Here is a 24,536-nt window from a genome sequence, read left to right as displayed (position 1 = left end):
GTGAAGGAGATTATCGCAGCGATGAAAACCAGGCGATCAATTCTGCGCTGTTGTTCAATCCGAAAGCGCGCATGATGCGGGCACGGTGTGCTTCTATGGTTCGTTTTGACAGGCCGATTTCATGGGCGATCTGCGCATTGGTCTTGCCCTGCGAGACAAGGGTGAGCACCTGTCTCTGCCTGTCCGAGATCAGGCTGGCATTTCCAGCCACAGTACGGTTCATCGGCTCAAAGCAATAAAGCGCTTCGGCAAAGGGATCGGCATGATTGCCGCTGCGCCCGCGCACCCGGCACCAGAAACTCGCCCCATCACGCCGCCGCATCACCCGTTCGTCGTAATAGACACGCCCGCCAGCGAAATTTGTTCGCCACATTTCTCCGGTACGAACAAAGTCGGTGATCTTGGGATAGAGACGGCTGAAGCTCTGGTCGATCAGTTCGCCGCGTTCGTAGCCGAAGGTCTCGGCGAATTCGAAATTGCAATCGCGTATGATACGGTGTGTCGCATAGACCATCGGCACCGGCATGTCGGTTAAGATGAAGCGTTTTGCGCTTCCTGAAACGGCAATGTCGGAGATAGGAAACTCGGCTGCGGTCATGCAGTATTAATACGACTACCTGTGCCACCAAGACAAGCCATACCGTTGCGGCAACGGCAGCGTTGAAAACCCGCCGCAGTGGATGGAGAACAATGGGAGAGTGTTCTTGAAAAAAGTTCGTTCAGATGTAAGCGATGCGCTGGATGGCGTGCTGTTTGACGGCATGACCATTATGGCCGGAGGCTTTGGCCTCTGTGGTATTCCCGAAGCCCTGATCTACGCAATCCGGGATTCCGGTGTGAAGGACCTGACGGTTATTTCCAACAATGCGGGCGTTGATGGTATCGGCCTTGGCGTTCTCTTGGAAACCAAGCAGATCCGCAAGATGATCTCGTCCTATGTGGGTGAGAACAAGCTGTTTGCCCAGCAATATCTGTCAGGCGAACTGGAGCTGGAATTCAACCCGCAGGGCACGCTTGCCGAGCGTATTCGTGCCGGTGGCGCGGGTATTCCGGCATTCTTCACCAAGACGGGTGTTGGCACCATTATTGCCGATGGCAAGGATGTGCGCGAATTTGACGGCGAATCCTATGTGATGGAGCGCGGCCTGTTTGCCGATCTTTCCATCGTTCACGCCTTCAAGGGTGATACGGAAGGCAATCTTGTCTATCGCAAGACCGCACGCAACTTTAACCCGATCATGGCCACAGCCGCCAAAATCACGGTTGCCGAAGTTGAAAATCTGGTGGATGCGGGCAATATCGATGGCGACCATATCCATACGCCCGGTATTTTCGTCAAACGCATCGTGCATGTGCCCAATCCCGTCAAACATATCGAGCAACGGACAACCCGTCCGCGTCTTGTCGCTGCAAGTGAGGTGAACTGAGATGGCCTGGACACGTGATCAGATGGCCGAACGGGCCGCAAAGGAATTGCAGGACGGTTTTTACGTCAATCTGGGCATCGGTATTCCGACGCTTGTTGCCAATTTTATTCCGACAGGCATGAGCGTTCAGCTGCAGAGCGAGAACGGCATGCTCGGCATGGGACCTTTCCCCTATGAGGGCGAAGAAGATGCCGACCTTATCAATGCCGGTAAGCAGACAATTACGGAGCTGCCAACGACAAGCTATTTTTCCGGTGCCGACAGTTTCGGCATGATCCGCGGTGGCCATATCGATCTGTCGATCCTTGGTGCCATGCAGGTTGCCCGCAATGGCGATCTGGCCAACTGGATGGTTCCCGGCAAGATGGTCAAGGGCATGGGCGGTGCCATGGATCTGGTGGCCGGCGTCAAGAAGGTTGTCGTTGTCATGGAACACGAGGCCAAGGGTGAGGCCAAGCTTCTCGAGGAATGTACGTTGCCGCTTACCGGGCAGCGTGTCACCGATCTCGTCATTACTGACCTTGGTGTTTTCACAATCGAGCGGCGCGGCGAGCCGAAGATGACGCTGATCGAAATTGCGCCCGGTGTTACGGTGGATGAAATCAAAGCCAAGACACAAGCGACTTTCGACGTCGCCCTGTAATATAATTTTGCATTATGCCTAATGGGAACCGGTAGAGGATAATCCTCCGCCGGTTTTTCTCTTCTTTAAAGCACACCTCTCCGTTTCAGCCCATTCTATCGGCATTTTCTCTGCAATGCTGACGCAATCTGCCCCTGCAAATATCAGCTACTGGATTGAATAGTATCCGTTCACTTATATTGCATGGCTGACAGCAGAAGGGCTTACCGCATTGAAGTCTGATTTTTATGGGCTTATGTCACTCAAAGCGCTTTGGCGCATCATGCAACCGATAAAGCGAATGGCGTAACAGCGTGGACTCTTCGACAAACCAACCGGACCTGAGCAAAACACTGGCTTCCATTGTCGACAAGAGGGGCAAGCGGAATGTTTTTCGCAGACACCCCTTCCTGTGGGGCGGCGGTCTTCTCATTGTCGCAGTTCTGGCAGCCATGTCGTGGTATTCTCGTGGTACGCAATATAGCTATACCGAGAAGCCGCTGACCAAGGGCATGCTTTCCATCACCGTATCGGCAACGGGAACTGTGCAGCCTACCGAACAGGTGGACGTGTCCAGCGAACTTTCCGGCACGGTTCGCACCGTGCTTGTTGATTATAACAGTTTCGTCGCCCGGGGTGATGTGCTGGCAACGCTCGATATCGACACGATCAACACCAACATCGAGAGTTCGAAATCAAAGCTTCTGGCATCGCGTGCCCGTGTCGTGCAATCACAGGCAACACTCGCGGCCAAAAGGAATGCGTTTGAACGCATGACGGCACTGCAGGACAGCAGGGTTTCATCCGTGCGCGAACTTGACGTTGCCAAGTCGGAATACGACTCGGCCGTTGCCGCGCTTGATGTGGCGAATGCTGAAGTGGCCGTTTCGGAAGCGGAACTGCAGGTCAATGAAACCTCCTTGCGCAAGTCCAAGATCATATCGCCGATCGATGGTGTCGTGCTGAGCCGCTCGGTCGATCCGGGTGCGACGGTTGCCGCTGCTTTTCAGGCGCCTGTTCTGTTCAAGCTTGCCGGCAATCTGAAAAGGATGGAGTTGCAGGTGAATGTCGACGAAGCCGACGTTGGTCTCGTCAAGCCGGAACAGGACGCGACGTTCAATGTGGATGCCTATCCGGATCGCACATTCCCGGCCAAGATCGTCAACATCCGTTTTCAACCCGAAACAGTCTCGAATGTTGTCACTTACAAGGCCATGCTGGCCGTTGACAATGAAGACCTTGCCTTGCGTCCGGGTATGACCGCCACGGCTTACATTAATGTCAAGGAGGTCAAGGATGCGCTGCTTGTCCCCAATGCGGCATTGCGATTTACACCGCCCAATGAACCGGCAAAGGCCGAGGCGGCAACTCCGGCTGACCAAACGCCAGCAACGCCGGATGCTGTGAAGAAAGAGGCCGGGGCGCTGCGTAATGTCTGGGTGCTGCGTGGTGGCAAGCCAGAAAAGCTTGAACTGCGCACCGGCGCGACAGACGGGCGCAACACGATCGTTCTTTCCGGCGAGATCAAAGCAGGCGATCAGGTGATCGTGGCTGCAAGCACGCCGCCAAAATGACCGCGCAGCCCATGCAAAAACCGGTACCATTGATCGAGTTCCGTGGAGTGACCAAGAGCTACGGCGAGGGTGAGGCCGCCGTTCACGCTTTGGCTGGTGTCAACTTTGCCATTGAGAGGGGGGATTTCGTTGCGATCATGGGGCCATCAGGGTCTGGAAAGTCAACGGCCATGAACCTGATTGGCTGCCTCGACCGGCCAAGCACTGGACAATATCTGTTTGGCGGCACCGGCATCGACCAGCTCGACCGGCATCAACAGACAACGTTGCGGCGGGAGTTGCTGGGCTTTGTTTTCCAGGGCTTCAATCTTCTGCGCCGCACATCTGCGGTTGAGAATGTTGAACTGCCGCTGATCTATCGTGGCATGGGCCGCGCAGAACGGCGGGAGCGCGCTTTGGAAGCTCTGCGGCAGGTGGGTCTGGCAACGCGTGCCAGTCATGTGCCTTCTGAACTGTCAGGTGGCCAGCAGCAGCGTGTAGCCATAGCGCGCGCCATTGTCACCAATCCGCAGGTGTTGCTCGCCGATGAACCCACCGGCAATCTCGATACGAAAACCAGTGCCGAGATCATGGATGTTATCTCCGGTTTTAACAGAAATAATGGCATCACTGTCATCATGGTCACCCATGAGCCCGATATTGCCGCCTATGCCCGGCGTATAATCCGCTTTGTCGATGGTCACATCCAGAGCGATGAACGCAGACAGGATTTATAACAATGCTGCTTGAAGCGTTCCGGCTGGCACTGCATTCCATGTCACGCAATATGATGCGTTCGTTCCTGACGATGCTGGGCATCGTTATTGGCGTCGGTGCGGTGATCGCCATGGTCACCGTCGGCAATGGCACGCGGCAGCGGGTTACGGGTGAAATTTCAAAACTTGGTACTAACCTGCTTTTCGTGTCGCCCGGCAACCCCGAGCGACGCTCAACCCTCGCACCACGTACCTTTGATGTCAGGGACGTTGACGCGATCCGTGATCAGATTCCAGGCATTGCCGCCGTCGCCCCCTTTGGTCAGGTATCCGGCACGGCCATCCGGGAGGGCAATAGCCGGACTGTATCGGTTATTGGCTCAACCAATGACTTTTTCACCACGATGAACTGGCAGCTGGCATCTGGACGCAATTTTCTGGAGTCAGAAGAGCGCAGCGGTCGATCCGTCTGTATTATCGGTGGAACGGTGCGAAAGGTCCTGTTCGGAGATACTATTCCGGATGGGGACCGTATCCGCGTCAATCGCATTTCCTGCGAGGTCATAGGCACGCTGGTTTCCAAGGGCAAAGCCATTGACGGGCAGGATCAGGACAACATGGTTCTCATCCCGTTCCGCATGTTCCAGCGCCGGATTGCCGGTTCCACCGATGTGTCGCTGATCACGGTTTCGGCCAAGGATGGTGCGACGGGCCCGGTCAAGACTGCACTTGAGGACCTGTTCAAGGAACGGCGCAAAATCCGAGAAACGGGTGATCGGGATTTTGAAGTCACCGATCTCAGTCAGATCCTCGGAATCGTCTCAATGACAACGGTGATCCTCACCGGGCTCCTGTCTTCTATTGCGGCGGTCAGCCTGCTTGTCGGTGGTATCGGCATTATGAATATCATGCTGGTTTCGGTGACGGAGCGAACGCGCGAAATCGGCGTGCGCCTCGCCATCGGTGCGACGGAACGGCAGGTTCTGACCCAATTTCTGGTGGAAGCCATCGTCCTGTGCCTGATTGGCGGTCTGATCGGCATGATCATCGGTCTGGTACTCGCCTATACGGCGGTCAGCCTGATGAGCGTACCCTTCGTGGTTGATCCATCCATTGTGCTGATCGCTTTTGGCTTCTCCGCTTTGATCGGTGTGATTTTTGGCTATTTCCCGGCGCGCCGCGCTGCGCGGATGAACCCGATTGATGCCCTGCGCTATGAATAATCAATTAAAGTGATGATGCACTAAATATTTAACTAAAATTAGGTGGTCAAATACAGCCAAAAACATGCGGTTAAAACAAAGTGGTTCAAATTTAATAGTAAAGACGAATGATAACAATTTATTAGTAAACAATTACACGTCTGATAATAATGATAGCGCTGACTTACTTAATCGGGAGGACATTTAGATGTTCGGAGATCTTCTTAAGCACCTTCTTGAAGCTGTCGTCAACCTCATCGCAGGTTTACTCGGTAGTTTGCCTATCTAACATATTACACCCGGATGCTCATTAAAGAGCATCCGGGTGTATTTCTATTTATTAATACTTATAATAAAGTATAAATTTGTTAAGAAGTGCATTAATTAACGAAAACTTTACTGCAGAATGTTCCAAAGAAAATTAGCTCAATATGATGCGAGATCGGGGCGATCCGCCCCGTCTAATCTTTCTGACATGATGGTAGAAATGGCCGGTCTGCACGGCCTTAGCCCAAGTGCGAACGGAGAGAAAACAGTCTTTAGGGCGGGCAGAGACTGATGGGCGGGATCGCTACCGGCGCTGCAAACCATTTTCTCTCCGAACAGCGCCCATCACGGATAGGCACTTCTACACCGCACGCATGTGAACGGGACTAGTATCCACATTCTCGCGCAGCGTAGTCCGGGTGCGATCCCGGCGGCTTACCTGCCGGGATCGTACTTTATTGCTAGAACCGGTAATTGAGACCGGCCTTGAGTTCATGGCTTCCAATGTCGGTTTCGCTACGGCCAAGAGCCGAGGTCGCCTTCACATTGGGTGTGTGGATGTAGTTGTATTCGATCTTGGCCGAGAGACCGCCGGCGAAAGCCTGTTCGACACCGCCGCCGACGAGGTAGCCGGTCTTCCAGCCACTGGTATCCCGCACCTTGTCACCGGCATCGAACTTGGTCAGGGCCACACCGGCGGTACCAAAGACCAGTGTCTGATTGAATGTCAGACCGGCTTTGGCCTTTGCCGCCGCGCGCCATTTTTCTTCAATCTTGCCGCCGCGCACCTTGTGTTCTGCGCCACCGAGATAGGAACCTTCAAGTTCAGCACCGAGAACAGCCGGTCCCATCTGGATGTTGTAGCCGCCCTGAATACCACCGCTCCAGCCGTTTCTGTCGGCAAAAGGGTTGGGCATCTTGGTGAAGGCCGTACCGCCATGGGCGCCGATATAGGCACCGCTCCACTGGAACGCGGGCGGGTCGTTATAGGCCGGGGCGGGATTATAATAATCGGCTGCCATCGCCGTCCCGGTTGTGAAAGCCAGCAGCGCAACCACGCCAGCCAGCAAGACAGTCTTTCTTTGAGAGGACATTCGCATTACTCCAAACATACAAGCGCATGATCCACCGAACTGTCCGGCGACATGTTGCGCGGTTCAACTCCCGAGAGCCTGATACACTTGGGCTGATCACGCTCTGATACGGATGTCTTCCGGCGCGATGATCGCCTGATCTATGAGCTGGCCACCGAAACTGACGCAAAACCCCTGCAATCGACCACCCCACTTCCTGCGATATCCATTGCGCCGGAAGACATGGTTTATTTTGCAATTGAAGATTGCACCCACATTGCACAAAACGGAGAAATGAAAGATTTTATTATATATTTCAATAATTTACGTGATTTTTATTTACGTTTTTTTAAGAAATATGGTCAGGCTGGCTTTACAAGAGGGATTGTGATGCGAAAGCAGGCGCCGCCACCAATATCTTCCACCACTGCCACATGGCCTTGACGGCGGGTGATAATCTCCCTCACTACATTAAGGCCAAGGCTGGCTCCCCGCTCGCGTGGATGCAAACGGTAAAACGGCTCAAAGATTAACTCGCGTTCCGCATCGGTATTCCAGGTCCTTGATCCGCGACCTCGATAATGCCGCCCTGCTCGACGCGAATGGGCGCGAGGTCTGCAGCAACGCGCTGACAAAGTTTGACCAGATTCACACGATGAAACGTTTCACCGGGCCGATTGATCCGCTGCAAATCCAGTATCTCCTTCAAGGTATTATGACCGCATCATAACACACACCATTGTCCGAAGATGGTGCAAGTTGGGAGAGGGACGACTGCTATTTGCCCTGCGCTTCATAAATATAGATCGTGGACTTGTCATCTTCGGGCATGAAGTAGGCTTTCAATCCCTTGTCTGCGGGTTCGATCCAGAAGGGGTTCTGGGTCATGGGCAGCCCCGCTTCCGTCCAGAGTTGCACGGGTACCTGATAGACGGGCTGATTGGAGGCAAGGTTGATGATCTCAAGCCCGCCCAGCGAAAATTTGGGACCATCCTTCTTCGTCTGGTAAGCAGTCAAACCGCCACACAGCATTTCGCTTGCCCCGAGATATTTGCAGTCCTGATAATCGATGTAGTGCGAGGGATTGAGCTTGGCCAGCTTTGTCCGCTCCACATCCGCGTTGGTGACTTTGCCAGCGTTGTCGAACGTGAACGCATAGAAGCGCCGTGATCCCCAACTGACCGCATTGAGCGTCTTGTTCTCGGTGTCGTGAATAACTCCGCCGAGATGATCCTTGTAACGGAACACCTCCTGCGGTTTCATGGTTTTTGGATCGACTTTATAGATAATGGCGGCGCTGTTCGGACGGTATTCCGCGACGGGAACAAAGATCGAGGTACCATCAAAGTCGATCCCACCGGGGTGATAGATCGATCCTTCACCCAATGCGAGGTCTTCAAGCAGATTGCCCTTGGCATCCACTTTGAACAAATGCCCCTTGCCTTCACCCGTATCCCGGTCATAGCCGTCGCGCGGTTGGTCATACTTGATCGTGGGTTTGGTGATTTCGACGGAGGTTATGTAGAAGACATCACCGATTTTCACCATTCCCTGCGGATGGAAGGTCGGGAAGTTCAAGGTGATCTGCTCAACCGGTTTCCAGACGGTATTCCTGTCGAATGTCTTGAGACGCTCGCTGATCGTACGTCCGGCTTGAATGATTTCAGCGTTTGCGGATGAATCGGCAATCGTCGTGAATATGGTGATTGCTATGGCAAGTGTGTTTCGCATTGCAGACATGATGTCATCCTCCGGCAGATTGTGCTTCAGGCCTAGCGCGTCACGATGACAGGGGCGTGAAGCACCTATCCGCGGCCCATCACATAAAACTCGTCGTTGGGGCGCATGTCTGTTGCGTTGGCGAGGCGATTCGACATGGCAAAGAAAGCGGAGATTGCCGCTATGTCCCACATATCGTCCCGAGAAAACCCATGGGCTTTCAACTGCTCGTAATCGGCGCTCTCGACCTTGTAGGCTTCCACGGAGACCTTCATGGCGAAATCCAACATCGCCCTTTGCTTGGGCGTAATATCGGCTTTGCGGTAGTTGGTTGCGATCTGGTCGGCGATCAGCGGGTTCTTGGCGCGGATACGCAGGATCGCGCCATGGGCAATGACGCAGTACTGGCACTGGTTGGCGGCGCTCGTTGCCACCACGATCATTTCCCTTTCGGCCTTTGTCAGGCCGCCCGGCTTGTCCATAAGGGCATCATGATAGGCGAAAAAGGCGCGAAACTCGTCCGGACGATGGGCGAGCACCAAAAAGACATTCGGGACAAAACCGGACTTCTCCTGTACGGCGAGTATCCGGTCGGCGATGTCCTGCGGCAGGTCAGCGATGGAAGGTATCGGGAAACGGCTGATAGACGGGATTGACATCGTTGCGGCCTCATCAGGGCTTAACGCGTCTTCCTTACCTCGCAAACCGGGCCCCTGTCCGGATGGCGTGCATCCGAGTCGGTGCAGGTCGCATCATACCGGAATGTGTCATAGTAGACACCGCCGGCACATCCTGTCAGCAGGGGAATTGTTACAATAAGAGGCAAAAATGCCAGTCTGAAATATTTCAAGGTGTGATGGTTCATTTTCGTCTCATCGCTCCTATATATACCCTGTCATAACTGACACAGTGGCGTAACAATCCACTGATATTCTTTAGGAATTGGTCGAGTTAACATTCCGCGAATTACAGTATTGTACAGAGATCTGGTGCCTAAATAAGGCATGTTCGGACGGAGCTTTACGATCACGTTTTATGTGATTGCAGATAAAAGGCTTGATCCAACAGGATGGACGTATAAGTTCTGCCTTCCGATTTGTTAACCAACCATTCACGTTAGGAGCAAAGCGATGAGCACAACCGTCGGCGACTATTCATTGCCAGAAGCCATTTCCACGGCGATAGCCAATGGTACAAACATTGTTAGGGCGTTCCGCGAGCAATTCGGATATTCCGTAGAGGATCTGGCCGTTGCGTGCGGTCTTACGACCCTCGAAATTGATACAATTGAAAGCGGTCAGAATTCCGACCCGACTAAATTGGAACGCATTGCCCATGCCCTCGGGCTGCCGGCAAATGCTATGACGCCTGAAGTTTCAAAGCGTCTAAGTGCATGAGATAATTGATTTATTTAAATCAAAAAATCACAAAAGACTGCCAGAGCCATATCCCAACTCTGGCAGTCTTTTGATTCGATCTACTGAATTATAGGCAGAGCAGCGTGCGTGTCAGCGCATGATCCGCATCGGCAAGTCCGTCGATCACGTTAAAATGGTGCTTTTCCGGCTCTACTACGACATTCACATTACACTCGAAGCCTGACCAGATATTGGCCAGCAAAGTGCTCTGCCGGACAAACTCAGGCCGTTCTGCACCACCGACCCATGCCGTGATGTCAACACCTTCCTGCGGCTCAAGCAGAGAAGGGCTTTCAAGGCGCGCTTCCACAGCGTCGAGATGAAACGTTTCATTCATCCGCGTCTTCATCAGAGGGCGCAAATCGCCAAGGGTAGATATGGCCACCGTCTTGCGGATACGGTGGCGAATCGGCTGGCTGAGCGGCGAGGTGAAACACGCCATGCGGGCGACCAGATGCCCGCCCGCCGAATGCCCTGTCAGATGAACAGGACCGGGAACTTCCGCGGCGGCGTGGGTGATGGCAGTGGCGATCTGCACGGTAATGTCACTGATACGCGCTTGCGGACACAGCACATAGGAGGGGATGGCCACGGCAAATCCGTGCGCGAGCGGGCCCTTTGCCAGATGTGACCAGGTTGATTTGTCGAAACTCATCCAGTATCCGCCATGCACGAACACGACGAGGCCTTTGGCTTCACCGCGCGGCATGAAGAGATCGAGAGTGTTGCGCTCATGCGGGCCATAGCTGATGTCAGCGCGCAGGCGGCCAGCGGCAGCGATCTCCGCTCGAAATTCGGCGGCCAGGTTCTTCCATCTGGGCGGGAAGTCATTTCCACCCGGAATATAGGCGCCATTGGAATAGGCAGCGTCCCAGTCGAATTTCTTCGTCATATCCGTAACAGTCCCCCCTCAAATCCGGCCGTCGCGCGGATCAAGCCTGCTTGCTCCAGATTAGCAGAGGCCGGGCGCGGATCAAAATCTCCGTCCCAACAATGCGGGCCTGTTATTCCCGCACCTTTTCGCGAATTTGCGTGCCTCCGCCGGATTTGCGCAGGTTCGGCAGAGCCAGCATGAGCAGAACGAATGCACCTGTGGCAAACTTCAGATCAGCAGGTGCCAATCCGAGTGTCAGACAGAAGGAAATCAGCTGATAATAGACAATGGAGCCGACCACCGGTGCCATCACCTGACGCAGGATCGATTGCCGCCCGGTGACAGCCTCACCGATGATCAGAGCTGCAAGGCCGTTGATCAGGATGCCAAAACCCATATTGACGTCCACGAAGCCCTGCGTCTGCACCATGATGCTGCCGCCGGTTGCTGAAAGCGCGCTTGCTGCACCAACGCCCAATATGGTGGCGATGCCGACATTGATGCCCTGTGCCTCCGCCATATCAGGGCTTGCTCCAACCGCGCGCATGGATGTGCCTTTCTCCGACATGAAGAAATACAGCATGGCACCAACGACCAGCGCGATCAAAGCACCGACGATCAGGATTTTGACCCAGGAAACATTGGCTGATGGTCCTGCCAGAATGGTGAAGACCGTATCATAGGTGAAAAGCGGAATATTGGTGCGGCCCATGATGCGCAGATTGATGCTGTAGAGCATCGTCATCACAAGAATACCGGCCAGCAATGTGTTGATCTTGAAGCGCAGATGGATGAACGCCGTCGTACAGCCCGCGAGAAAGCCGCAGATCAGCGCGACGCCGCATGCCAGAAACGGATTGACTCCCATTGTAATGAGCGTGCCGCAGACGCAGCCTCCGAGCGGAAAGGCACCTTCCGACGTCAGATCGGGAAAATTCAGGATGCGGAACGGCAGCATGACGCCAAGCACGACAAAGGCGACGATCAGGCTCTGGGCGATGGTGACGGGAATGAGGGCGTAGAAGCTGGTGAGGGTGCCAAGAATATCCATAGTACTCAACTCCCCTGCAACGCGATGGCGTCGGACTTGGTGTGAAACCGGTCGATAAGATCAGGCACCGTGATGCCGCGCTTTTCTTCCTGTCCGATTTCAAGCAGAACCTTGCCCGCATCCATCATGACGATCTTGTTTCCGTATTTGATCGCATGATCCATATTATGCGTCACCATCAGCGTGGTGAGGTGTAATTCCTCGACGGCCCGCACTGTCGTATCCATAACCAGCTTGGCAGTGCGCGGATCGAGCGCCGCCGTATGCTCATCAAGCAACAGAAGTTTCGGGCGTGTTGAAACAGCCATCACCAGCGATAATGACTGGCGCTGGCCACCGGACAGGAGTCCGACCGGCATATCCAACCGGTTTTCAAGGCCAAGATTGAGTTCCGACAACTGCTCGCGATATTTTGCCCGGCGGCTCGCCGTCAATCCGTAGGAGAACCCGCGCGGTTTGCCGCGCAGCTCCGCCAGAAGCATGTTCTCGCCAATCGTCATGGTGGGCGCGGTGCCGATCATTGGGTCCTGAAAGACGCGGGCAATGAATTGGGCACGCCTATGGGCGTTAAGCTTGGTGACATCCAGTCCGTCAATACTGATACGGCCGGAATCGAGTGGCAGCTTGCCGGAGACCGCATTGAGGAAACTGGACTTTCCGGCGCCATTGCTGCCGATGACAATGCAGAAATCAGCAGGTTTGAGCGTAATGTTCAATCCATCAAGCGCCCGGCGTTCATCCGGTGTGCCGCGATAAAAAATCTTTGTGCCGCCTGTAACGGCAAGCATGTCGGTAGTCATGTTTGAGCCCCTCAAACCGGAGCTTTTTGCTCCGTGTCAAAAGTTCCTGCGCCTGTTGGCGCAGGAACTATATGTTTGCAGACGATAGGAGAAGGCTTATTTGACGAAACAGCCGCAATCTTTGAAAGTATCCGGAACTTTCTGTCCAGTTTTTGCCAGAACCTTCTCGTTGATCAGCGCGGTGTGATCCTCATAGGATGGCTTGATCGGTGCAAGGCTGGCAGGTGACTTGCCTGCAATGATTTCGGATGCAAGCTTGGCGGCGTTCTGTCCGACCTTGGTGTAGGACACTTCAAACGCCGCAGCGACAAGACCATCACGCACAGCCTGCGCCGATGCGTTGACGATCGGAATGTTGATGCTGAGCGCTGCAGCGGCAACAGCAGGAACAGCTGGCTGTACGAGGTTTGATGCCGGCACGTAAATGACGTCGGCCTTGCCAGCGAGCGAGCTGACACGGATCGGAATGTCGTTGGTGTTATCAAGACCAACTTCCACAACCTGCAGGCCCTGAGCTTCAGCGGCTGTCTTGACCAGTTTCAGCACAGCAACGTCATTGTCTTCGCCGGGATTGTAGAGATAGGCGAGGCGCTTTGCGTCAGGCAGCAGCTTCTTGATGAATTTGACGACCGAATCCACATCCTGCAAATCCGATGCGCCTGTCATGTTCTTATCGCCTGCTTCCCATGAAGGGGTGAGCTTGGCAACGACAGGGTCAGTCACAGCAGCGAAAACAACTGGGGTTCCGGTGTTCCCGACGATCTGGCGCGCGCCCTGCGCCACTGGCGTTGTGACGGCAAGAATCAGTTTTGGATTGGCCGAGGTCAGCTTTGTAACCATCTGCGGAATGAGCGTTGCATCAAAATTGACCTGCAACTCATCGAAAACCGCATCGGCAATGCCGAGTTTGACCAGTTCAGCCTTGAATGCCGTAACGGTTTCATCGAGCTGCGGATGTTTGCCGAACTGCGCGATGCCGATTTTTGTCTCTGCATAGGCTGCGCTGAGCCCAAGCGTCATTCCCAGTGCTGCAGCAAGCGCTGTCCGCACGACATATTTTGCACCGATCATTTATTGTTCTCCACTTTTTGTTGGCTTTTTATTGGCCTCGCCTCCTCAGGCTTGAAAATAATATAACAAACGTGAAATGATATACAAATAGAAAATGGCAAAGGCCGAGGGAACACAATGGCCGAAAACATCAAGTCTGAAAACCTTTATACAGCGTTGCGCTCGCGCATCCTGAATGGGGATTTGCAGCCGGGGCAATCCCTGCGCCTGCGAACGCTCGCCGCGGAACTCGGTAGCAGCGCGACGCCGGTACGGGAAGCGCTGAACCGTCTGCAGGCGGAAAGTTTTGTGACAACCGAGGCGAATAAGGGCTTTCGGGTGGCTATCGTTACGCTGGAGGAGCTGCAGGACCTTGAAGCGGCGCGCTCTGTCATCGAAACGCAATTGCTTGTCAGTTCCATCGAGAATGGCGATCGCGACTGGGAAGCCAATCTTGTTGGTGCGCATTACCGCCTGTCGAAATGCGATGTGCCCAATTCATTCTCGCAGTTCGAGGCGATTGATATCTGGGATGCAGCCCATACGGAATTTCACATGGCACTCATTGCGGGTGCCTCGTCCAAATGGCTGTTGAATTTTGCCCAGCAACTGCATGCGCAACTGCATCGCTATCGCCGCCATATCATCCTGCGGATTGATCATCTGACCCGGGCCGCGCAGGAGAACAGCGACAAGTCGCTCGGCAATCTTTCGCGCGAAGCCTTGGGCATTGATGCACATTCAGCCCTGATGGAAGCCGCGCTTGCCCGCGACAAAGTCAGGGCCGAAGCGCTGATGCTGGATCACGTCCGGCTTGCCAAGGATGCCTTTGTGAAACTCGCCAAAGCCAGCGGCATTGCTGGCTTTGATACCGCTGCCTGAAAACCAAAGAGACAATGACGATGACACGAATCGACGCGACGCATCAGGACGAAACGGACACTTTGCGGCATTTCCGGGAGCGGTTCGAACTGCCTGAAGGTGTCATCTACCTCGATGGCAACTCCCTCGGGGCCTTGCCCAAGACCGTAAAGGCTCGGGTTGCCAGGACCATCAGCGAGGAGTGGGGCGAGCAGCTTATCCGCAGCTGGAATACCGCCGGTTGGGTCCATCTGCCGCAACAGGTCGGCGGCAAGATTGGTCGTTTGGTCGGCGCACAGGACGGGAGCGTTGTTTCTGCTGACAGCACGTCTATCAATCTGTTCAAGGTGCTGTCGGCGGCGCTCAGTCTCAATCCCGGCCGAAGCAAGATTGTTTCGGAGCGGGAGAATTTCCCGACTGATCTTTACATCGCGCAAGGCGTGGCCAGGCAGATCGGTCAGGATCACCGGCTGGTGTTATCGGAAAAGCCCGCCGATATTCCGGCGATGCTTGATGAGGACGTGGCCGTACTGATGCTGACCCATGTCAATTATCGCACCGGTTATAGGCACGATATGGCTGCAATCACCAAGGCGGCGCACGAGAAGGGCATTCTTGTCATATGGGATCTGGCGCATTCCGCTGGTGCCATGGCGATTGATCTGGCGGGAGCCGGTGCGGATTTCGCCATTGGTTGCGGCTATAAATATCTGAATGGTGGTCCCGGCGCTCCGGCATTCCTCTATGTCAATCCGCGGCATCAGGGCGGTTTCCGCCAGCCTTTGTCCGGCTGGTTCGGGCATCGTGCGCCTTTCGCATTCGAAGCGGCCTATGCGCCATCGAACAGTATCGACCAGTATCTTTGCGGCACGCCGCAGGTGCTTGGCATGGTGGCGATGGATGAGGCGCTTGCCTTGTGGGAAGAGGTCGATATGAATGCGCTGCGGGCAAAGTCCGTGGCACTTTGCGATTTCTTCATTCAGGAGGTCGACAGCTTTGCCGATGAGTTCGGCCTGAAACTGGTCACACCGCGCAACCCCGACCAGCGCGGCAGTCAGGTGTCCTATTCGTGCGACAATGGCTATGCCATCATGCAGGCACTGATTGCACGCGGCGTTATCGGCGATTTCCGTGCCCCTGACATTATCCGCTTTGGCTTCACGCCGCTTTATCTGAGCTTTGCCGAAGTGTCCGAGGCGGTGGCCATTCTCAAGGAAATTCTGGCGACACGCGCATGGGATGCGCCGGAACACAAGGTGAGGGGAGCCGTGACATGAGCCGCACGCCTTACAATCCGGAGACTGAGGGCGCGCAAATGTCCTTCGACGGGCGCATGTCCTATGGGGATTATCTGCGTCTCGACAAGATTCTCACGGCACAATCGCCGCTTTCCGATGCGCATGATGAGATGCTGTTCATTGTCCAGCATCAGGCTTCGGAAATCTGGATGCGGCTTGTCATCCACGAGTTGATGTCCGTTTGCGAACATATCGCGAAAGATGATCTGGCGCCGTCGTTCAAGATGCTGAGCCGGGTGTCGCGCATTCTCGATCAGCTGAATTCCGCCTGGGATGTGCTGAGAACCATGACGCCGAGCGAATATACGACGTTTCGTGAAGCGCTTGGCATGTCCTCCGGTTTTCAGTCGTTCCAGTACCGCGCAATCGAATTTTTAGCGGGGAACAAGAACGCCGCCATGATGCGCCCGCATGCACACAAGCCCGATATCCATTCCTGGCTTGATGGTATTTTGCATGCGCCAAGCATTTACGACCAGTCGATCCGCCTGCTGGCGCGCAAGGGCTTTGCCATCGACAAGGCTATGCTCGAGCGCGATTGCTCTTTGCCCTATGAGGCCAATGACAGTGTGCGGGATGCCTGGCTTGCAGTCTACCGCTCACCCGAAACCCATTGGCCACTCTATGAACTTGCGGAAAAGCTTGTTGATTTCGAGGATTACTTCCGGCGATGGCGATTCAACCATGTGACCACGGTGGAACGCATCATTGGCTTCAAGACAGGCACGGGCGGCACATCCGGCGTCAACTACCTGCGCAAGATGCTGGATATCGTGCTGTTTCCTGAGTTGTGGAGCATGCGGACCGAGCTTTAGGCCGGTCCGCCCTAGATACTCTAATTCATGCCGCGTATTTGTCGATGGCAACGCAATCCATCGCCGATTTTGCGTGAATATGGTTGCTATGGGTAAAACCATGCTTGGCAATCGCCGCAAGGTCGTCATCCGGCATAATTGGCCGTGACCACCAATTGTCGTTGAGAACCCAGCCCTTGGCCGTCGCGCTTTCGACTTCCTGACTGTCAGGGCGAAGAACGCATGATTCATGCATGATACGCGCATTGGGAGACCGTTTGCTCATCAACCTGCGGCCTTCGGCGAGCGCTGTTGCTTCGTCGTCGGCAATGACAAGTTGATGAAACAGATGGCGTGTCTGTTTATACTTGGTCAGATAGGCAAATTTGACTTGATACGCTGGCACTGCATTCTCCTGCACCAAAGACTCAGTCGTTAACCAATTATTAATATTGGCGCTTGACACGGTTTTTTCAAGGAGATGCAGGTTTTATACAGATTTATTTGCATGGGATTATTGTTGCCCATGCTCTCATCAAGTCTTTGTTTTGCAATGACAAAGTGAATTTATTCCATACTCGCAATAAAAAGCCGCTCTGATCTTGGATCATAACGGCTCAATAGTGGCGTCATCTGGCTTGACCCGAATCAGCCATAAACGAGCTTGTCCTGACGCTGCCTGAGTTCGACGATCTTTGAGCCTGCAATGGGTGCAGCATTGGCGCTGGTGATGAGTTCGCCCTTGGCAATCGGTGCTGTCACCGTGCCGCCCTGCAGAAGGCCGCAGGGTATCGCCCTGGCATCGCGTGCCTCCTGCGCCGTCATGATCCAGGCGCGGTAGCAATATTCGCCGATCGCATCGAGCTTCTCGCCGACCTTGAGGTCCTTTTTGGCAACCGCACAGACTTCCGCCACCGGCTTGGACAGCGGCACCATATCCGCCTTGCCGTAAAGCACGACGCGGGCACAGGTCAGCGGTACTTCCAGCGATGTCAGGTGATAGGGCCGGTGGAAAGTAAAGTATGGACCCTTGCCCATCTTCAGATCTTCCATGCGCTCCGATATGCGCGGATGCGACATGTCGGCAACGACGAACACGCCGGGGGCAACACCCTTGCCGATGGAATAATCGACAACACCAACGCGCGACAGCAGCCCGCCATCCTTTTGCGGGATCAGCGTCTTGTTGAGCTGGTCGAGCGTTGCCGCCGGACCATGCATACCAGCCTTGTCAGGCACCAGTCCGGTGGCATTGGCAATCGCCGCCATTTCAACCATGGTTTTCGAACCATCGACGAATTCCACCAGCATGCGCACATTCATATGGCGGCGGGCTGCCTCTTCCTCATAATCATCAGGAATGGCATCGATGTTGAGCGGGTTGTTCTTGCCCTTGCCGGCAGCGACAATCGGATGGCCCATGGCCGAGACGAACTCGATCAGTTCCATGCAGGAGGATGGCTCGTCACCAGCGCCCAGCGAATAGGTCACGCCAAGGCGATCCGCCTCGCTTTTAAGGTATGCACCGATGGTGACATCAGCCTCGACATTCATCATGACAAGATGCTTGCCATGCTCCATGGCGCGAAGCCCGATTTCGGCACCGACAGCCGGAACACCTGTTGCATCGATCACCACATCGATCAGATCATTCTCAAGGATCAGATCCGCATTGTCGGTGACGGCAATCCTGCCGCTTTCCATGGCTGAGGTCAGCGCCGAAGCGGTATTCACCTCGCGTGCATGGCCCGGTTCCTGATAGGCGATATCGACGGCCTTCAGGGCATTGGGCAGGTTCAATTCGGAAATCGCCCCGATTTCGACGCCGGGCATATGGGCGACGCGGGTGACGATATCCGTGCCCATCTCGCCCGATCCGATCAGACCGATGCGAATTGGACGCCCCGCATCCGCACGCGCCTGCATATCCCGCGCCAATCCCGTCAATGCTACATTGCTCGCCATACCTCAAACGCTCCTCATCTGGCTGCTTTGCTCCGGCATAGGACGGGAGAGGGCGCTTGGCAACAGGCTAGCGATGTAGGAACCGGAATTCCGTGTGCTGCCGGTAAGTCCCATCAGGGCGAAGCACCGCACTTGGAAAATGCGGCTGATTGGGGCTGTCAGGAAAACGCTGCGCCTCAAGGCACAATCCGGCATGCGGGCCGTAGCGTTTGCCGTCAAGACCGATCAGCGAAGGGTCGATCATCCTGCCATCGTAGAATTGCAGACCGGGCTCGCTGGTGTGAACCTGCATTTGCAAGCCGTTCTGCGCCGTCAGCGAAGCGGCATGGCACACACCGTTCTTCCCATCGCCGTTCAAAACCCAATTATGATCATATGTCGATGATGAGTGCGCGCCAATCAGTCGAGTTTGACGAAAATCAAACGGTGTCTGATCAACAGGCAGAATTTCGCCGGTGGGAATAAGATCGTCTGACACCGGTGTGTAGCTGTCGGCAAAAATCTGCAACTCATGGCCGCGAATATCATCCGAACCATCCAGATTGAAGTAACTGTGCTGGGCGAAACTGGCGACGGTCAACGCATCGCTTGTCGCCTCGATGTCCATGCGCAGCGTTGATCCGGTGCTGAAACTGTAGGTGCAGCGCACATTCATCGCGCCGGGAAAACCCTGATCTCCGTCAGGCAATTGCAGTTCGAGCGTAACCGAAGAGGTGCTCCAGCCGGTAATCTGCCAAAGGCGCTGGGACGTGCCGTTCGACCCGCCATGCAGGGTCTGTTTTCCACCTTCATTGCGATCAAGCACATAATCCTTGCCGTCGAGAGTAAACCGGCCATAGGCGATCCGGTTGGCGTAGCGCCCGACCAGTGCGCCGAAATAAGGTGACTGATGCGGATAAGGATCGAATTGATCGAAACCAAGGACAACCCGTTGCAATGTGCCATCCGTCAAAGGGATTTGTAGATCGCGGATGACTGCGCCCCAGCTCAGAATATGCGCTGTTGCCCCCGATGCGGACTGGATTGTCGCCTGAAACACCGGTTCGCCCGAAAACGTGCCGAATGGCTGGGGCCCCAGCACCGCATGCATGTTCAATGGTCCTTCACGGCATTGCCGCGCGAGGACAACTTCGCCTGCAAGATGACCACTATGAGCAAGAACAGGCCGCGAATAACCGATTGCCAATAGGCGGAAAGCGAAATCCAGCCCTTGCCGTTCTCAAAATTCAAGACGTTAAAGAGAATACCGAGCAGGAGCACACCTGCCAATGTCGCACCGACGGAACCGACGCCGCCTGTCAGCAAGGTGCCGCCGACAACCACAGCGGCGATGGCAAACAATTCCCAGCCCACGCCCTCAATCGGCTGGCCTGCGCCGAATTGCGAAGCGAGGATCACGCCCGCGAGGCCAGCCAGACCGCCACTGGCAAGATAGACCAGAAATTTAATCCGATTAACCGGCAGGCCCATCATCCGCGTTGCATCTTCATTGCCGCCAACTGCAAGCACACCGCGTCCTGTACTGGTGAAATTGAGAATGATCCAGCCAACGATATAGGCGCCAAGGGCAATCCATGCGGGGATGGGGAAACCGAGGAAATTTTCCTGCCCTATGGTGGTGAAGCCACTGTCATAGGACACGGAAACCGACTGATTGTCCGCGAGCAGCAAGGCGGTACCGCTGGCCGCAAGCATCATTGCGAGTGTGGCGATGAAGGGCATGATTTTGAGCCGCGTCACCAGCGTGGCATTGATAAGGCCAACGCAGAGCCCCGCGCCGACACCTGCGCCGAGCCCGATCCACGCGCCTTGCGGGCTGAAAAGCGCTGCGACCACGCTGCCAAGCGCGGCTGTCGAACCCACTGAAAGGTCGATACCGCCGGTCATGATGACGAAGCACATGCCAAGTGCCACCAGCGCAAACATGGAATTGTAGCGCAGCACGCTTGTGATGTTGAAAAAGCCGAGGAAGTAATCGTAGCGCGCCCAGCCGAACAGGATCAGCAGCAGGAGTGCCAGCACCACGCCGTAACTGCCAAGCAGGGATATGTATTTTGCTCTGGTCATGCGTGTGCCCTGCCTTGTTGCTGAATCCAGACGGCGAGCACGATGATCCCGGCTTTGACCACCAGTGCAGCGGCATCCGGGACGCCATTGGCCAGCAAGGTGTATCGCACCAGCTGGATTGTCATGGCGCCGATCAGCGTGCCGATGATGGTTGCCTTGCCGCCTGATAGAAGTGTGCCACCGACGGCGACGGCGGCGATGGCATCAAGCTCCATGCCAAGACCGACCTGATTGGCGTCGCTGGATGAATTGATGGCGATGACCACAAGCCCGGCTATACCGGCGCAAAGACCGCTAATGGCGTAGACGAGCAGTTTTACCTTGGCGACAGCAATGCCGGAGAGTTCAGCCGCCCGCTCATTGCCGCCAATGGCGATAATCTGGCGGCCAAAGACAGTGCGTTTCAGCATCCATGCGGCAGCAAGCACAATGATCACCATCAGGATCACCTGTACGGGAATGCCGAATATCCGGCCAAGTCCGATAAACTGGAATTGCGGCACACGGAATGTCTGAAGATTGCCGTTGGTCATGACCTGCGCAATGCCGCGCCCGGCGATGAATAGCACCAGCGTGGCAACGATCGGCTGAATTCGAAAGGCTGAAATAAGCCAGCCATTGAACAGGCCAAACAGTCCGGCCACGGCAATGGAAACGATCATGGCGGTGGCAACAGCCAGATAGATATTGTCGATAGGGACAATCTTACCAAGAAAGATCATTGGTGCCAAAGCGCCTGAAATGGCCATGAGCGAGCCGACGGAGAGGTCAATGCCGCCAGTAGCTATAACCAGCGTCATACCAACTGCGACGATAACAATGGTGCAGACCTGCGTGAGATTCACATTCAGGGTCTGGATCGTGGCAAAGTTGCGCGTGAATGCCAGATTGAACAGGATGAGCAGAAGCAGGGCGATCAGCGTGCCATAACGTGCGAGAAACTCGAATGCATCGAAACGCTTGTTTGTGTGTGCGGTTTGCGGCGTGTCGGTCATGTCAGGGCCTTTTCGACAACAGGCGCATTGCCATGCGCCATGGCACCCATAAGCGCATCTTCTGTGGCGGCTGATCGGTCGAATTCGGCAACGCTGACGCCGTCGCGCAGAACAAACACCCGGTCAGCACCTTCAATGACTTCTTCCAGCTCCGAAGAGATCATCAAGACGGCCAAACCCTGATCCGCCAGAGATTTGATCAAGGACTGAATTTCGCCCTTGGCGCCGACATCGATCCCGCGCGTCGGCTCATCCAAAATGAGCAGGCGCGGGTTCATCGCCAGCCAGCGGCCAAGCAGAACCTTCTGCTGATTGCCGCCTGACAGTTCACGCACCTTCTGGTCCGGCCCTGAACATTTGATACCGAGCTGCTTGATAAAGCGCTCGACAATGTCCCGCTGGGCTTTCTCGTCGATAATACCCGACTTGCTGAGTTTCGGCATGAGCGCCAGCATCATGTTTTCGGCAACGCTCATATCAGGGACAATGCCTTCGCTCTTGCGATCCTCTGTGCAAAAGCCCATGCCCGCTGCTATGGCATCGGCTGGTCGCCTCGGTTCGAATGTCCTGTCGCCATAGGTCATGGCACCTTTTTTCAGCCGGTCGATGCCAAAGACCAGCCGCGCCGTTTCCGTACGGCCTGCGCCAAGCAATCCGGCAAAGCCTGCAATCTCGCCGCTGCGGATATTGAACGAGACATCCTGAACAATCTGCCCCACGGCCAAATTATCGGCGGAGAGCAGGATTTTTCCGATGTTCTTTTCATCGCGCGCGGTAAAAGCCGTGGCGTGGCCCTCTGTCTTTTCAATGCTGCGGCCAAGCATGGACGAGACAAGATCGATTTTTCCGATTTCGTCCATGCGGGCGGTTCTGATTGTCTTGCCATCGCGCATGATCGTGACGCGATCACACACGGCATAAAGTTCATCCAGCTTGTGGCTGACGAACACAACCGAAACGCCTTCCTGTTTCAATTGCCTGATAACATTGAAGAGGACACCGACTTCGCGCTCGTCGAGCGACGATGTGGGTTCGTCCATGATGACGAGTTTGGCCGAAAAACCAATGGCGCGGGCAATCGCCACCATCTGCTGGGTTGCCGTGTTGAATTCCATCAGGGGACGGCGAACATCGACCTTGATATTGAAACGCTGCAATAGACCTTCGGCCTCGCGGTGCATGCTCGCCCAGTCAAGAAGGCCGAAGCGGCGCTGTTCGCGCCCAAGGCAAATATTCTCGGTCAGGGACCGGTAGGGAACCAGATTGATTTCCTGATAGATGGTGCTGATACCGCTCGCCTGCGCCTGTTGCGGCGAGAAGACTTCAAACGGCTTACCATCGAAAGTCACTTCGCCTGCGTCGCGCCGGTGATAACCGGTCAGAACTTTGATGAGTGTTGATTTTCCAGCGCCGTTCTGGCCGATAAGCGCATGCACCTCGCCGCGTGCCACAGTGAACGAAGCAGCTGATAGGGCGGGGATTCCGGCAAAACGCTTGTCGATACCTGTCATCGATAGAAGATTATCGGTGTCCATTGCAAAGCCATTTCTGAAATCGTCTGAAATTTGTGCGGCGCAGAGATACGTAGACGTGGAAAAGCCAGCGCCCCATTGGAGCGCTGGCTTCGTCAAATATCAATAGGCAGAGCTTAACAATTTCGCCGCATTGCTGGCATCGTAGAACTGATCCGGATTGATGATCAATGCAGGGATTTTCTCTCCAGCAGCGTAGGCCGCAGCGGTGTCATAGGCCTTGGGGCCGAAGCGTGGATTGCATTCAACCACGGCGGCAATCTTGCCATCAACAACAGCCTGCACGGCTTCCTTGCCGCCATCAATTGACAGAACAAGGATGTCCTTGCCCGGCACTTTGCCAGCAGCTTCAATGGCCGAGATCGCACCAATGGCCATTTCGTCATTGTGGGCATAGATCACGTTGGCATCGGGGTGTGCCTGAAGCAGGGTTTCGGCAACCTGACGGCCCTTGTCGCGGGCGAAATCGCCCGTTTGTGAGGCAACAATCTTGAAGTCCGAATGCTTGGCGATGACGTCGTCAAAACCCTTCTTGCGATCATTGGCTGGTGATGAACCGGTGGTGCCTTCGAGTTCAATGATCTTGGTCTTGCCCTTGGCATTTGCGACCAGCCATTCGCCGATACGCTGGCCTTCTTCAATGAAGTTGGAGCCGATGAAGGTCACATAATCATCGCCAGCCTTGGCAAGGGATGCATCGACACTGCGATCAAGCAGGATGACCGGGATACCAGCATTTTTGGCGGCCTTGATCGCTGGAATCAGCGGCTTTTCTTCACGAGGTGCTAGGAAAATCAGGTCGACGCCCTGTGCGATCATCGAATTGACGTCGGCAACCTGCTTGGCTGCGGAACTTGCCGCATCCGTATAAACAAGCTGCCAGCCGCGCTTCTTGGCTTCTTCCTGCATACTGGCGGTCTGGGCAAGACGCCATGGATTGTTGCTTTCGGTCTGGGCAAAGCCAACCTTGTAGGTATCTTTCTTCTTCAATGGCGGCGAAGCGGCAAAAACACTGCCCGCTGCCAGCGCTGCAACGAGGCCAGCGGCGGATGTAAGCAAGAGGGTACGACGGGTAATAGACATACGAATTTTCCTCCCAGAAATTCAGAGCGTGGATATTCCACTGGCTTGATCATCTTCATTTATAAAAATTAGTCAATAATTATTTATGTTGATTAGTCGGTGGTTCGCTGCATAATCAACCGGATGCAGCTTCATCGATTCAGATGCGTCTGAGCATGGCAAAGGGCTA

At 54.9% G+C, this 24,536-nt stretch carries 27 protein-coding genes; 11 read left to right on the top strand and 16 right to left on the bottom strand.

All coding sequences use genetic code 11. The annotated features are described in order from the left end of the window. Positions 1–10: 10 nt before the first annotated feature. Positions 11–598 (bottom strand): LuxR C-terminal-related transcriptional regulator, encoded by a 588-nt coding sequence (locus FHW17_RS13550; RefSeq protein ID WP_112522518.1) that lies wholly within the window; start codon positions 596–598, stop codon positions 11–13. Positions 599–680: 82 nt separating this feature from the next. Between FHW17_RS13550 and FHW17_RS13545 the strand changes: the two genes are divergently transcribed. From FHW17_RS13545 to FHW17_RS13525, 5 genes are all read left to right on the top strand, one after another. Further along, on the top strand, positions 681–1,427 hold the full coding sequence (locus tag FHW17_RS13545) for a CoA transferase subunit A (RefSeq protein WP_112522519.1): 747 nt from the start codon (positions 681–683) through the stop codon (positions 1,425–1,427). Position 1,428: 1 nt separating this feature from the next. Beyond that, the gene (locus FHW17_RS13540; RefSeq protein ID WP_112522520.1) at positions 1,429–2,070 is read left to right on the top strand and encodes a 3-oxoacid CoA-transferase subunit B; all 642 of its coding nucleotides are present in this window, start codon (positions 1,429–1,431) and stop codon (positions 2,068–2,070) included. Positions 2,071–2,363: 293 nt separating this feature from the next. Then, complete coding sequence (locus FHW17_RS13535; RefSeq protein WP_112522521.1) at positions 2,364–3,623, top strand: efflux RND transporter periplasmic adaptor subunit; 1,260 nt, start codon at positions 2,364–2,366, stop codon at positions 3,621–3,623. A gap of 11 nt (positions 3,624–3,634) precedes the next feature. Then, positions 3,635–4,339 (top strand): ABC transporter ATP-binding protein, encoded by a 705-nt coding sequence (locus FHW17_RS13530; RefSeq protein WP_112522545.1) that lies wholly within the window; start codon positions 3,635–3,637, stop codon positions 4,337–4,339. Positions 4,340–4,341: 2 nt separating this feature from the next. Then, complete coding sequence (locus FHW17_RS13525; RefSeq protein WP_112522522.1) at positions 4,342–5,541, top strand: ABC transporter permease; 1,200 nt, start codon at positions 4,342–4,344, stop codon at positions 5,539–5,541. A 707-nt stretch (positions 5,542–6,248) separates the two neighbouring features. Here the strand turns inward: FHW17_RS13525 and FHW17_RS13520 are convergent. After that, on the bottom strand, positions 6,249–6,881 hold the full coding sequence (locus tag FHW17_RS13520; RefSeq protein WP_182510101.1) for an outer membrane protein: 633 nt from the start codon (positions 6,879–6,881) through the stop codon (positions 6,249–6,251). 222 nt (positions 6,882–7,103) lie between these two features. On the opposite strand from FHW17_RS13520, the gene FHW17_RS13515 reads away from it, so the two are divergent. Beyond that, positions 7,104–7,304 (top strand): hypothetical protein, encoded by a 201-nt coding sequence (locus tag FHW17_RS13515; RefSeq protein ID WP_182510100.1) that lies wholly within the window; start codon positions 7,104–7,106, stop codon positions 7,302–7,304. Here the strand turns inward: FHW17_RS13515 and FHW17_RS25460 are convergent. Beyond that, positions 7,223–7,495 (bottom strand): ATP-binding protein, encoded by a 273-nt coding sequence (locus FHW17_RS25460; protein WP_348643737.1) that lies wholly within the window; start codon positions 7,493–7,495, stop codon positions 7,223–7,225. The two genes, FHW17_RS13515 and FHW17_RS25460, sit on opposite strands and share 82 nt — an antisense overlap. Here FHW17_RS25460 and FHW17_RS13510 point away from each other — a divergent pair. Beyond that, the gene (locus FHW17_RS13510) at positions 7,423–7,590 is read left to right on the top strand and encodes a hypothetical protein (protein WP_182510099.1); all 168 of its coding nucleotides are present in this window, start codon (positions 7,423–7,425) and stop codon (positions 7,588–7,590) included. The two genes, FHW17_RS25460 and FHW17_RS13510, sit on opposite strands and share 73 nt — an antisense overlap. A gap of 47 nt (positions 7,591–7,637) precedes the next feature. Here the strand turns inward: FHW17_RS13510 and FHW17_RS13505 are convergent, their stop codons facing one another. Both FHW17_RS13505 and FHW17_RS13500 read right to left on the bottom strand, forming a co-directional pair. Then, positions 7,638–8,600, bottom strand: coding sequence for a DUF6454 family protein (locus FHW17_RS13505; protein ID WP_182510098.1), 963 nt, complete (start codon positions 8,598–8,600; stop codon positions 7,638–7,640). 65 nt (positions 8,601–8,665) lie between these two features. Then, complete coding sequence (locus FHW17_RS13500; protein WP_182510097.1) at positions 8,666–9,238, bottom strand: peroxidase-related enzyme; 573 nt, start codon at positions 9,236–9,238, stop codon at positions 8,666–8,668. Positions 9,239–9,709: 471 nt separating this feature from the next. On the opposite strand from FHW17_RS13500, the gene FHW17_RS13495 reads away from it, so the two are divergent. Then, positions 9,710–9,976 (top strand): helix-turn-helix transcriptional regulator, encoded by a 267-nt coding sequence (locus FHW17_RS13495; protein WP_091882948.1) that lies wholly within the window; start codon positions 9,710–9,712, stop codon positions 9,974–9,976. A gap of 88 nt (positions 9,977–10,064) precedes the next feature. Here the strand turns inward: FHW17_RS13495 and FHW17_RS13490 are convergent, their stop codons facing one another. The 4 genes from FHW17_RS13490 to FHW17_RS13475 form a co-directional block, all read right to left on the bottom strand. Further along, complete coding sequence (locus tag FHW17_RS13490) at positions 10,065–10,889, bottom strand: alpha/beta hydrolase (protein WP_182510096.1); 825 nt, start codon at positions 10,887–10,889, stop codon at positions 10,065–10,067. 112 nt (positions 10,890–11,001) lie between these two features. Next, on the bottom strand, positions 11,002–11,922 hold the full coding sequence (locus FHW17_RS13485) for an ABC transporter permease (protein WP_112522527.1): 921 nt from the start codon (positions 11,920–11,922) through the stop codon (positions 11,002–11,004). 5 nt (positions 11,923–11,927) lie between these two features. Then, positions 11,928–12,710: an ABC transporter ATP-binding protein gene (locus FHW17_RS13480; RefSeq protein WP_113094973.1), complete on the bottom strand. Its 783-nt coding sequence runs from the start codon at positions 12,708–12,710 to the stop codon at positions 11,928–11,930. 108 nt (positions 12,711–12,818) lie between these two features. Then, positions 12,819–13,793 (bottom strand): ABC transporter substrate-binding protein, encoded by a 975-nt coding sequence (locus FHW17_RS13475; RefSeq protein WP_112522528.1) that lies wholly within the window; start codon positions 13,791–13,793, stop codon positions 12,819–12,821. A gap of 117 nt (positions 13,794–13,910) precedes the next feature. On the opposite strand from FHW17_RS13475, the gene FHW17_RS13470 reads away from it, so the two are divergent. The 3 genes from FHW17_RS13470 to kynA are packed head-to-tail and all read left to right on the top strand — an operon-like array spanning position 13,911 to position 16,746. Then, positions 13,911–14,654, top strand: a complete 744-nt coding sequence (locus tag FHW17_RS13470) for a GntR family transcriptional regulator (RefSeq protein WP_112522529.1) — start codon at positions 13,911–13,913, stop codon at positions 14,652–14,654. Between the two features lie 20 nt (positions 14,655–14,674). After that, a complete protein-coding gene (kynU, locus tag FHW17_RS13465; RefSeq protein ID WP_113094972.1) occupies positions 14,675–15,910 on the top strand; it encodes a kynureninase in 1,236 nt (411 codons plus the stop codon). Next, entirely contained in the window at positions 15,907–16,746 is an 840-nt protein-coding gene (gene kynA / locus FHW17_RS13460; protein ID WP_112522530.1) for a tryptophan 2,3-dioxygenase, read from the top strand. The genes kynU and kynA overlap by 4 nt, the downstream gene beginning before the upstream one ends. 25 nt (positions 16,747–16,771) lie before the next feature. Here the strand turns inward: kynA and FHW17_RS13455 are convergent, their stop codons facing one another. From FHW17_RS13455 to FHW17_RS13425, 7 genes are all read right to left on the bottom strand, one after another. Beyond that, positions 16,772–17,131, bottom strand: a complete 360-nt coding sequence (locus FHW17_RS13455) for a hypothetical protein (RefSeq protein ID WP_112522531.1) — start codon at positions 17,129–17,131, stop codon at positions 16,772–16,774. Positions 17,132–17,373: 242 nt separating this feature from the next. Then, the gene (locus FHW17_RS13450; protein WP_182510095.1) at positions 17,374–18,690 is read right to left on the bottom strand and encodes an NAD(P)H-dependent oxidoreductase; all 1,317 of its coding nucleotides are present in this window, start codon (positions 18,688–18,690) and stop codon (positions 17,374–17,376) included. 67 nt (positions 18,691–18,757) lie between these two features. Continuing rightward, positions 18,758–19,780 (bottom strand): aldose epimerase family protein, encoded by a 1,023-nt coding sequence (locus tag FHW17_RS13445; protein ID WP_182510094.1) that lies wholly within the window; start codon positions 19,778–19,780, stop codon positions 18,758–18,760. A 2-nt stretch (positions 19,781–19,782) separates the two neighbouring features. Beyond that, positions 19,783–20,757, bottom strand: a complete 975-nt coding sequence (locus FHW17_RS13440; RefSeq protein ID WP_112526040.1) for an ABC transporter permease — start codon at positions 20,755–20,757, stop codon at positions 19,783–19,785. Beyond that, positions 20,754–21,752, bottom strand: coding sequence for an ABC transporter permease (locus FHW17_RS13435; RefSeq protein WP_112526042.1), 999 nt, complete (start codon positions 21,750–21,752; stop codon positions 20,754–20,756). Before FHW17_RS13435 ends, FHW17_RS13440 begins: the two co-directional genes overlap by 4 nt. Further along, positions 21,749–23,287: a sugar ABC transporter ATP-binding protein gene (locus FHW17_RS13430; RefSeq protein WP_246706828.1), complete on the bottom strand. Its 1,539-nt coding sequence runs from the start codon at positions 23,285–23,287 to the stop codon at positions 21,749–21,751. Before FHW17_RS13430 ends, FHW17_RS13435 begins: the two co-directional genes overlap by 4 nt. Before the next feature lie 99 nt (positions 23,288–23,386). Beyond that, complete coding sequence (locus FHW17_RS13425) at positions 23,387–24,367, bottom strand: ABC transporter substrate-binding protein (protein ID WP_112526044.1); 981 nt, start codon at positions 24,365–24,367, stop codon at positions 23,387–23,389. Positions 24,368–24,536: the final 169 nt, after the last annotated feature.

The organism is Phyllobacterium sp. P30BS-XVII (assembly GCF_014138335.1).
GTDB classification, from domain to species: Bacteria; Pseudomonadota; Alphaproteobacteria; order Rhizobiales; family Rhizobiaceae; genus Phyllobacterium; species Phyllobacterium meliloti.
Note: the sequence above shows the minus strand (reverse complement) of the source record. Positions and strands in the feature narration are given on the sequence as shown.

What these genes read in the sequence shown, in the direction of transcription:
- FHW17_RS13550 (WP_112522518.1), bottom strand. Translation starts at nt 598, where the DNA reads ATGACCGCAGCCGAGTTTCCTATCTCCGACATTGCCGTTTCAGGAAGC.
- FHW17_RS13545 (WP_112522519.1), top strand. Translation starts at nt 681, where the DNA reads ATGGAGAACAATGGGAGAGTGTTCTTGAAAAAAGTTCGTTCAGATGTA.
- FHW17_RS13540 (WP_112522520.1), top strand. Translation starts at nt 1,429, where the DNA reads ATGGCCTGGACACGTGATCAGATGGCCGAACGGGCCGCAAAGGAATTG.
- FHW17_RS13530 (WP_112522545.1), top strand. Translation starts at nt 3,635, where the DNA reads ATGCAAAAACCGGTACCATTGATCGAGTTCCGTGGAGTGACCAAGAGC.
- FHW17_RS13525 (WP_112522522.1), top strand. Translation starts at nt 4,342, where the DNA reads ATGCTGCTTGAAGCGTTCCGGCTGGCACTGCATTCCATGTCACGCAAT.
- FHW17_RS13520 (WP_182510101.1), bottom strand. Translation starts at nt 6,881, where the DNA reads ATGTCCTCTCAAAGAAAGACTGTCTTGCTGGCTGGCGTGGTTGCGCTG.
- FHW17_RS13515 (WP_182510100.1), top strand. Translation starts at nt 7,104, where the DNA reads ATGGTTTATTTTGCAATTGAAGATTGCACCCACATTGCACAAAACGGA.
- FHW17_RS13505 (WP_182510098.1), bottom strand. Translation starts at nt 8,600, where the DNA reads ATGTCTGCAATGCGAAACACACTTGCCATAGCAATCACCATATTCACG.
- FHW17_RS13500 (WP_182510097.1), bottom strand. Translation starts at nt 9,238, where the DNA reads ATGTCAATCCCGTCTATCAGCCGTTTCCCGATACCTTCCATCGCTGAC.
- FHW17_RS13495 (WP_091882948.1), top strand. Translation starts at nt 9,710, where the DNA reads ATGAGCACAACCGTCGGCGACTATTCATTGCCAGAAGCCATTTCCACG.
- FHW17_RS13490 (WP_182510096.1), bottom strand. Translation starts at nt 10,889, where the DNA reads ATGACGAAGAAATTCGACTGGGACGCTGCCTATTCCAATGGCGCCTAT.
- FHW17_RS13485 (WP_112522527.1), bottom strand. Translation starts at nt 11,922, where the DNA reads ATGGATATTCTTGGCACCCTCACCAGCTTCTACGCCCTCATTCCCGTC.
- FHW17_RS13480 (WP_113094973.1), bottom strand. Translation starts at nt 12,710, where the DNA reads ATGCTTGCCGTTACAGGCGGCACAAAGATTTTTTATCGCGGCACACCG.
- FHW17_RS13475 (WP_112522528.1), bottom strand. Translation starts at nt 13,793, where the DNA reads ATGATCGGTGCAAAATATGTCGTGCGGACAGCGCTTGCTGCAGCACTG.
- FHW17_RS13470 (WP_112522529.1), top strand. Translation starts at nt 13,911, where the DNA reads ATGGCCGAAAACATCAAGTCTGAAAACCTTTATACAGCGTTGCGCTCG.
- kynU (WP_113094972.1), top strand. Translation starts at nt 14,675, where the DNA reads ATGACACGAATCGACGCGACGCATCAGGACGAAACGGACACTTTGCGG.
- kynA (WP_112522530.1), top strand. Translation starts at nt 15,907, where the DNA reads ATGAGCCGCACGCCTTACAATCCGGAGACTGAGGGCGCGCAAATGTCC.
- FHW17_RS13450 (WP_182510095.1), bottom strand. Translation starts at nt 18,690, where the DNA reads ATGGCGAGCAATGTAGCATTGACGGGATTGGCGCGGGATATGCAGGCG.
- FHW17_RS13445 (WP_182510094.1), bottom strand. Translation starts at nt 19,780, where the DNA reads ATGCATGCGGTGCTGGGGCCCCAGCCATTCGGCACGTTTTCGGGCGAA.
- FHW17_RS13440 (WP_112526040.1), bottom strand. Translation starts at nt 20,757, where the DNA reads ATGACCAGAGCAAAATACATATCCCTGCTTGGCAGTTACGGCGTGGTG.
- FHW17_RS13435 (WP_112526042.1), bottom strand. Translation starts at nt 21,752, where the DNA reads ATGACCGACACGCCGCAAACCGCACACACAAACAAGCGTTTCGATGCA.
- FHW17_RS13430 (WP_246706828.1), bottom strand. Translation starts at nt 23,287, where the DNA reads ATGGACACCGATAATCTTCTATCGATGACAGGTATCGACAAGCGTTTT.
- FHW17_RS13425 (WP_112526044.1), bottom strand. Translation starts at nt 24,367, where the DNA reads ATGTCTATTACCCGTCGTACCCTCTTGCTTACATCCGCCGCTGGCCTC.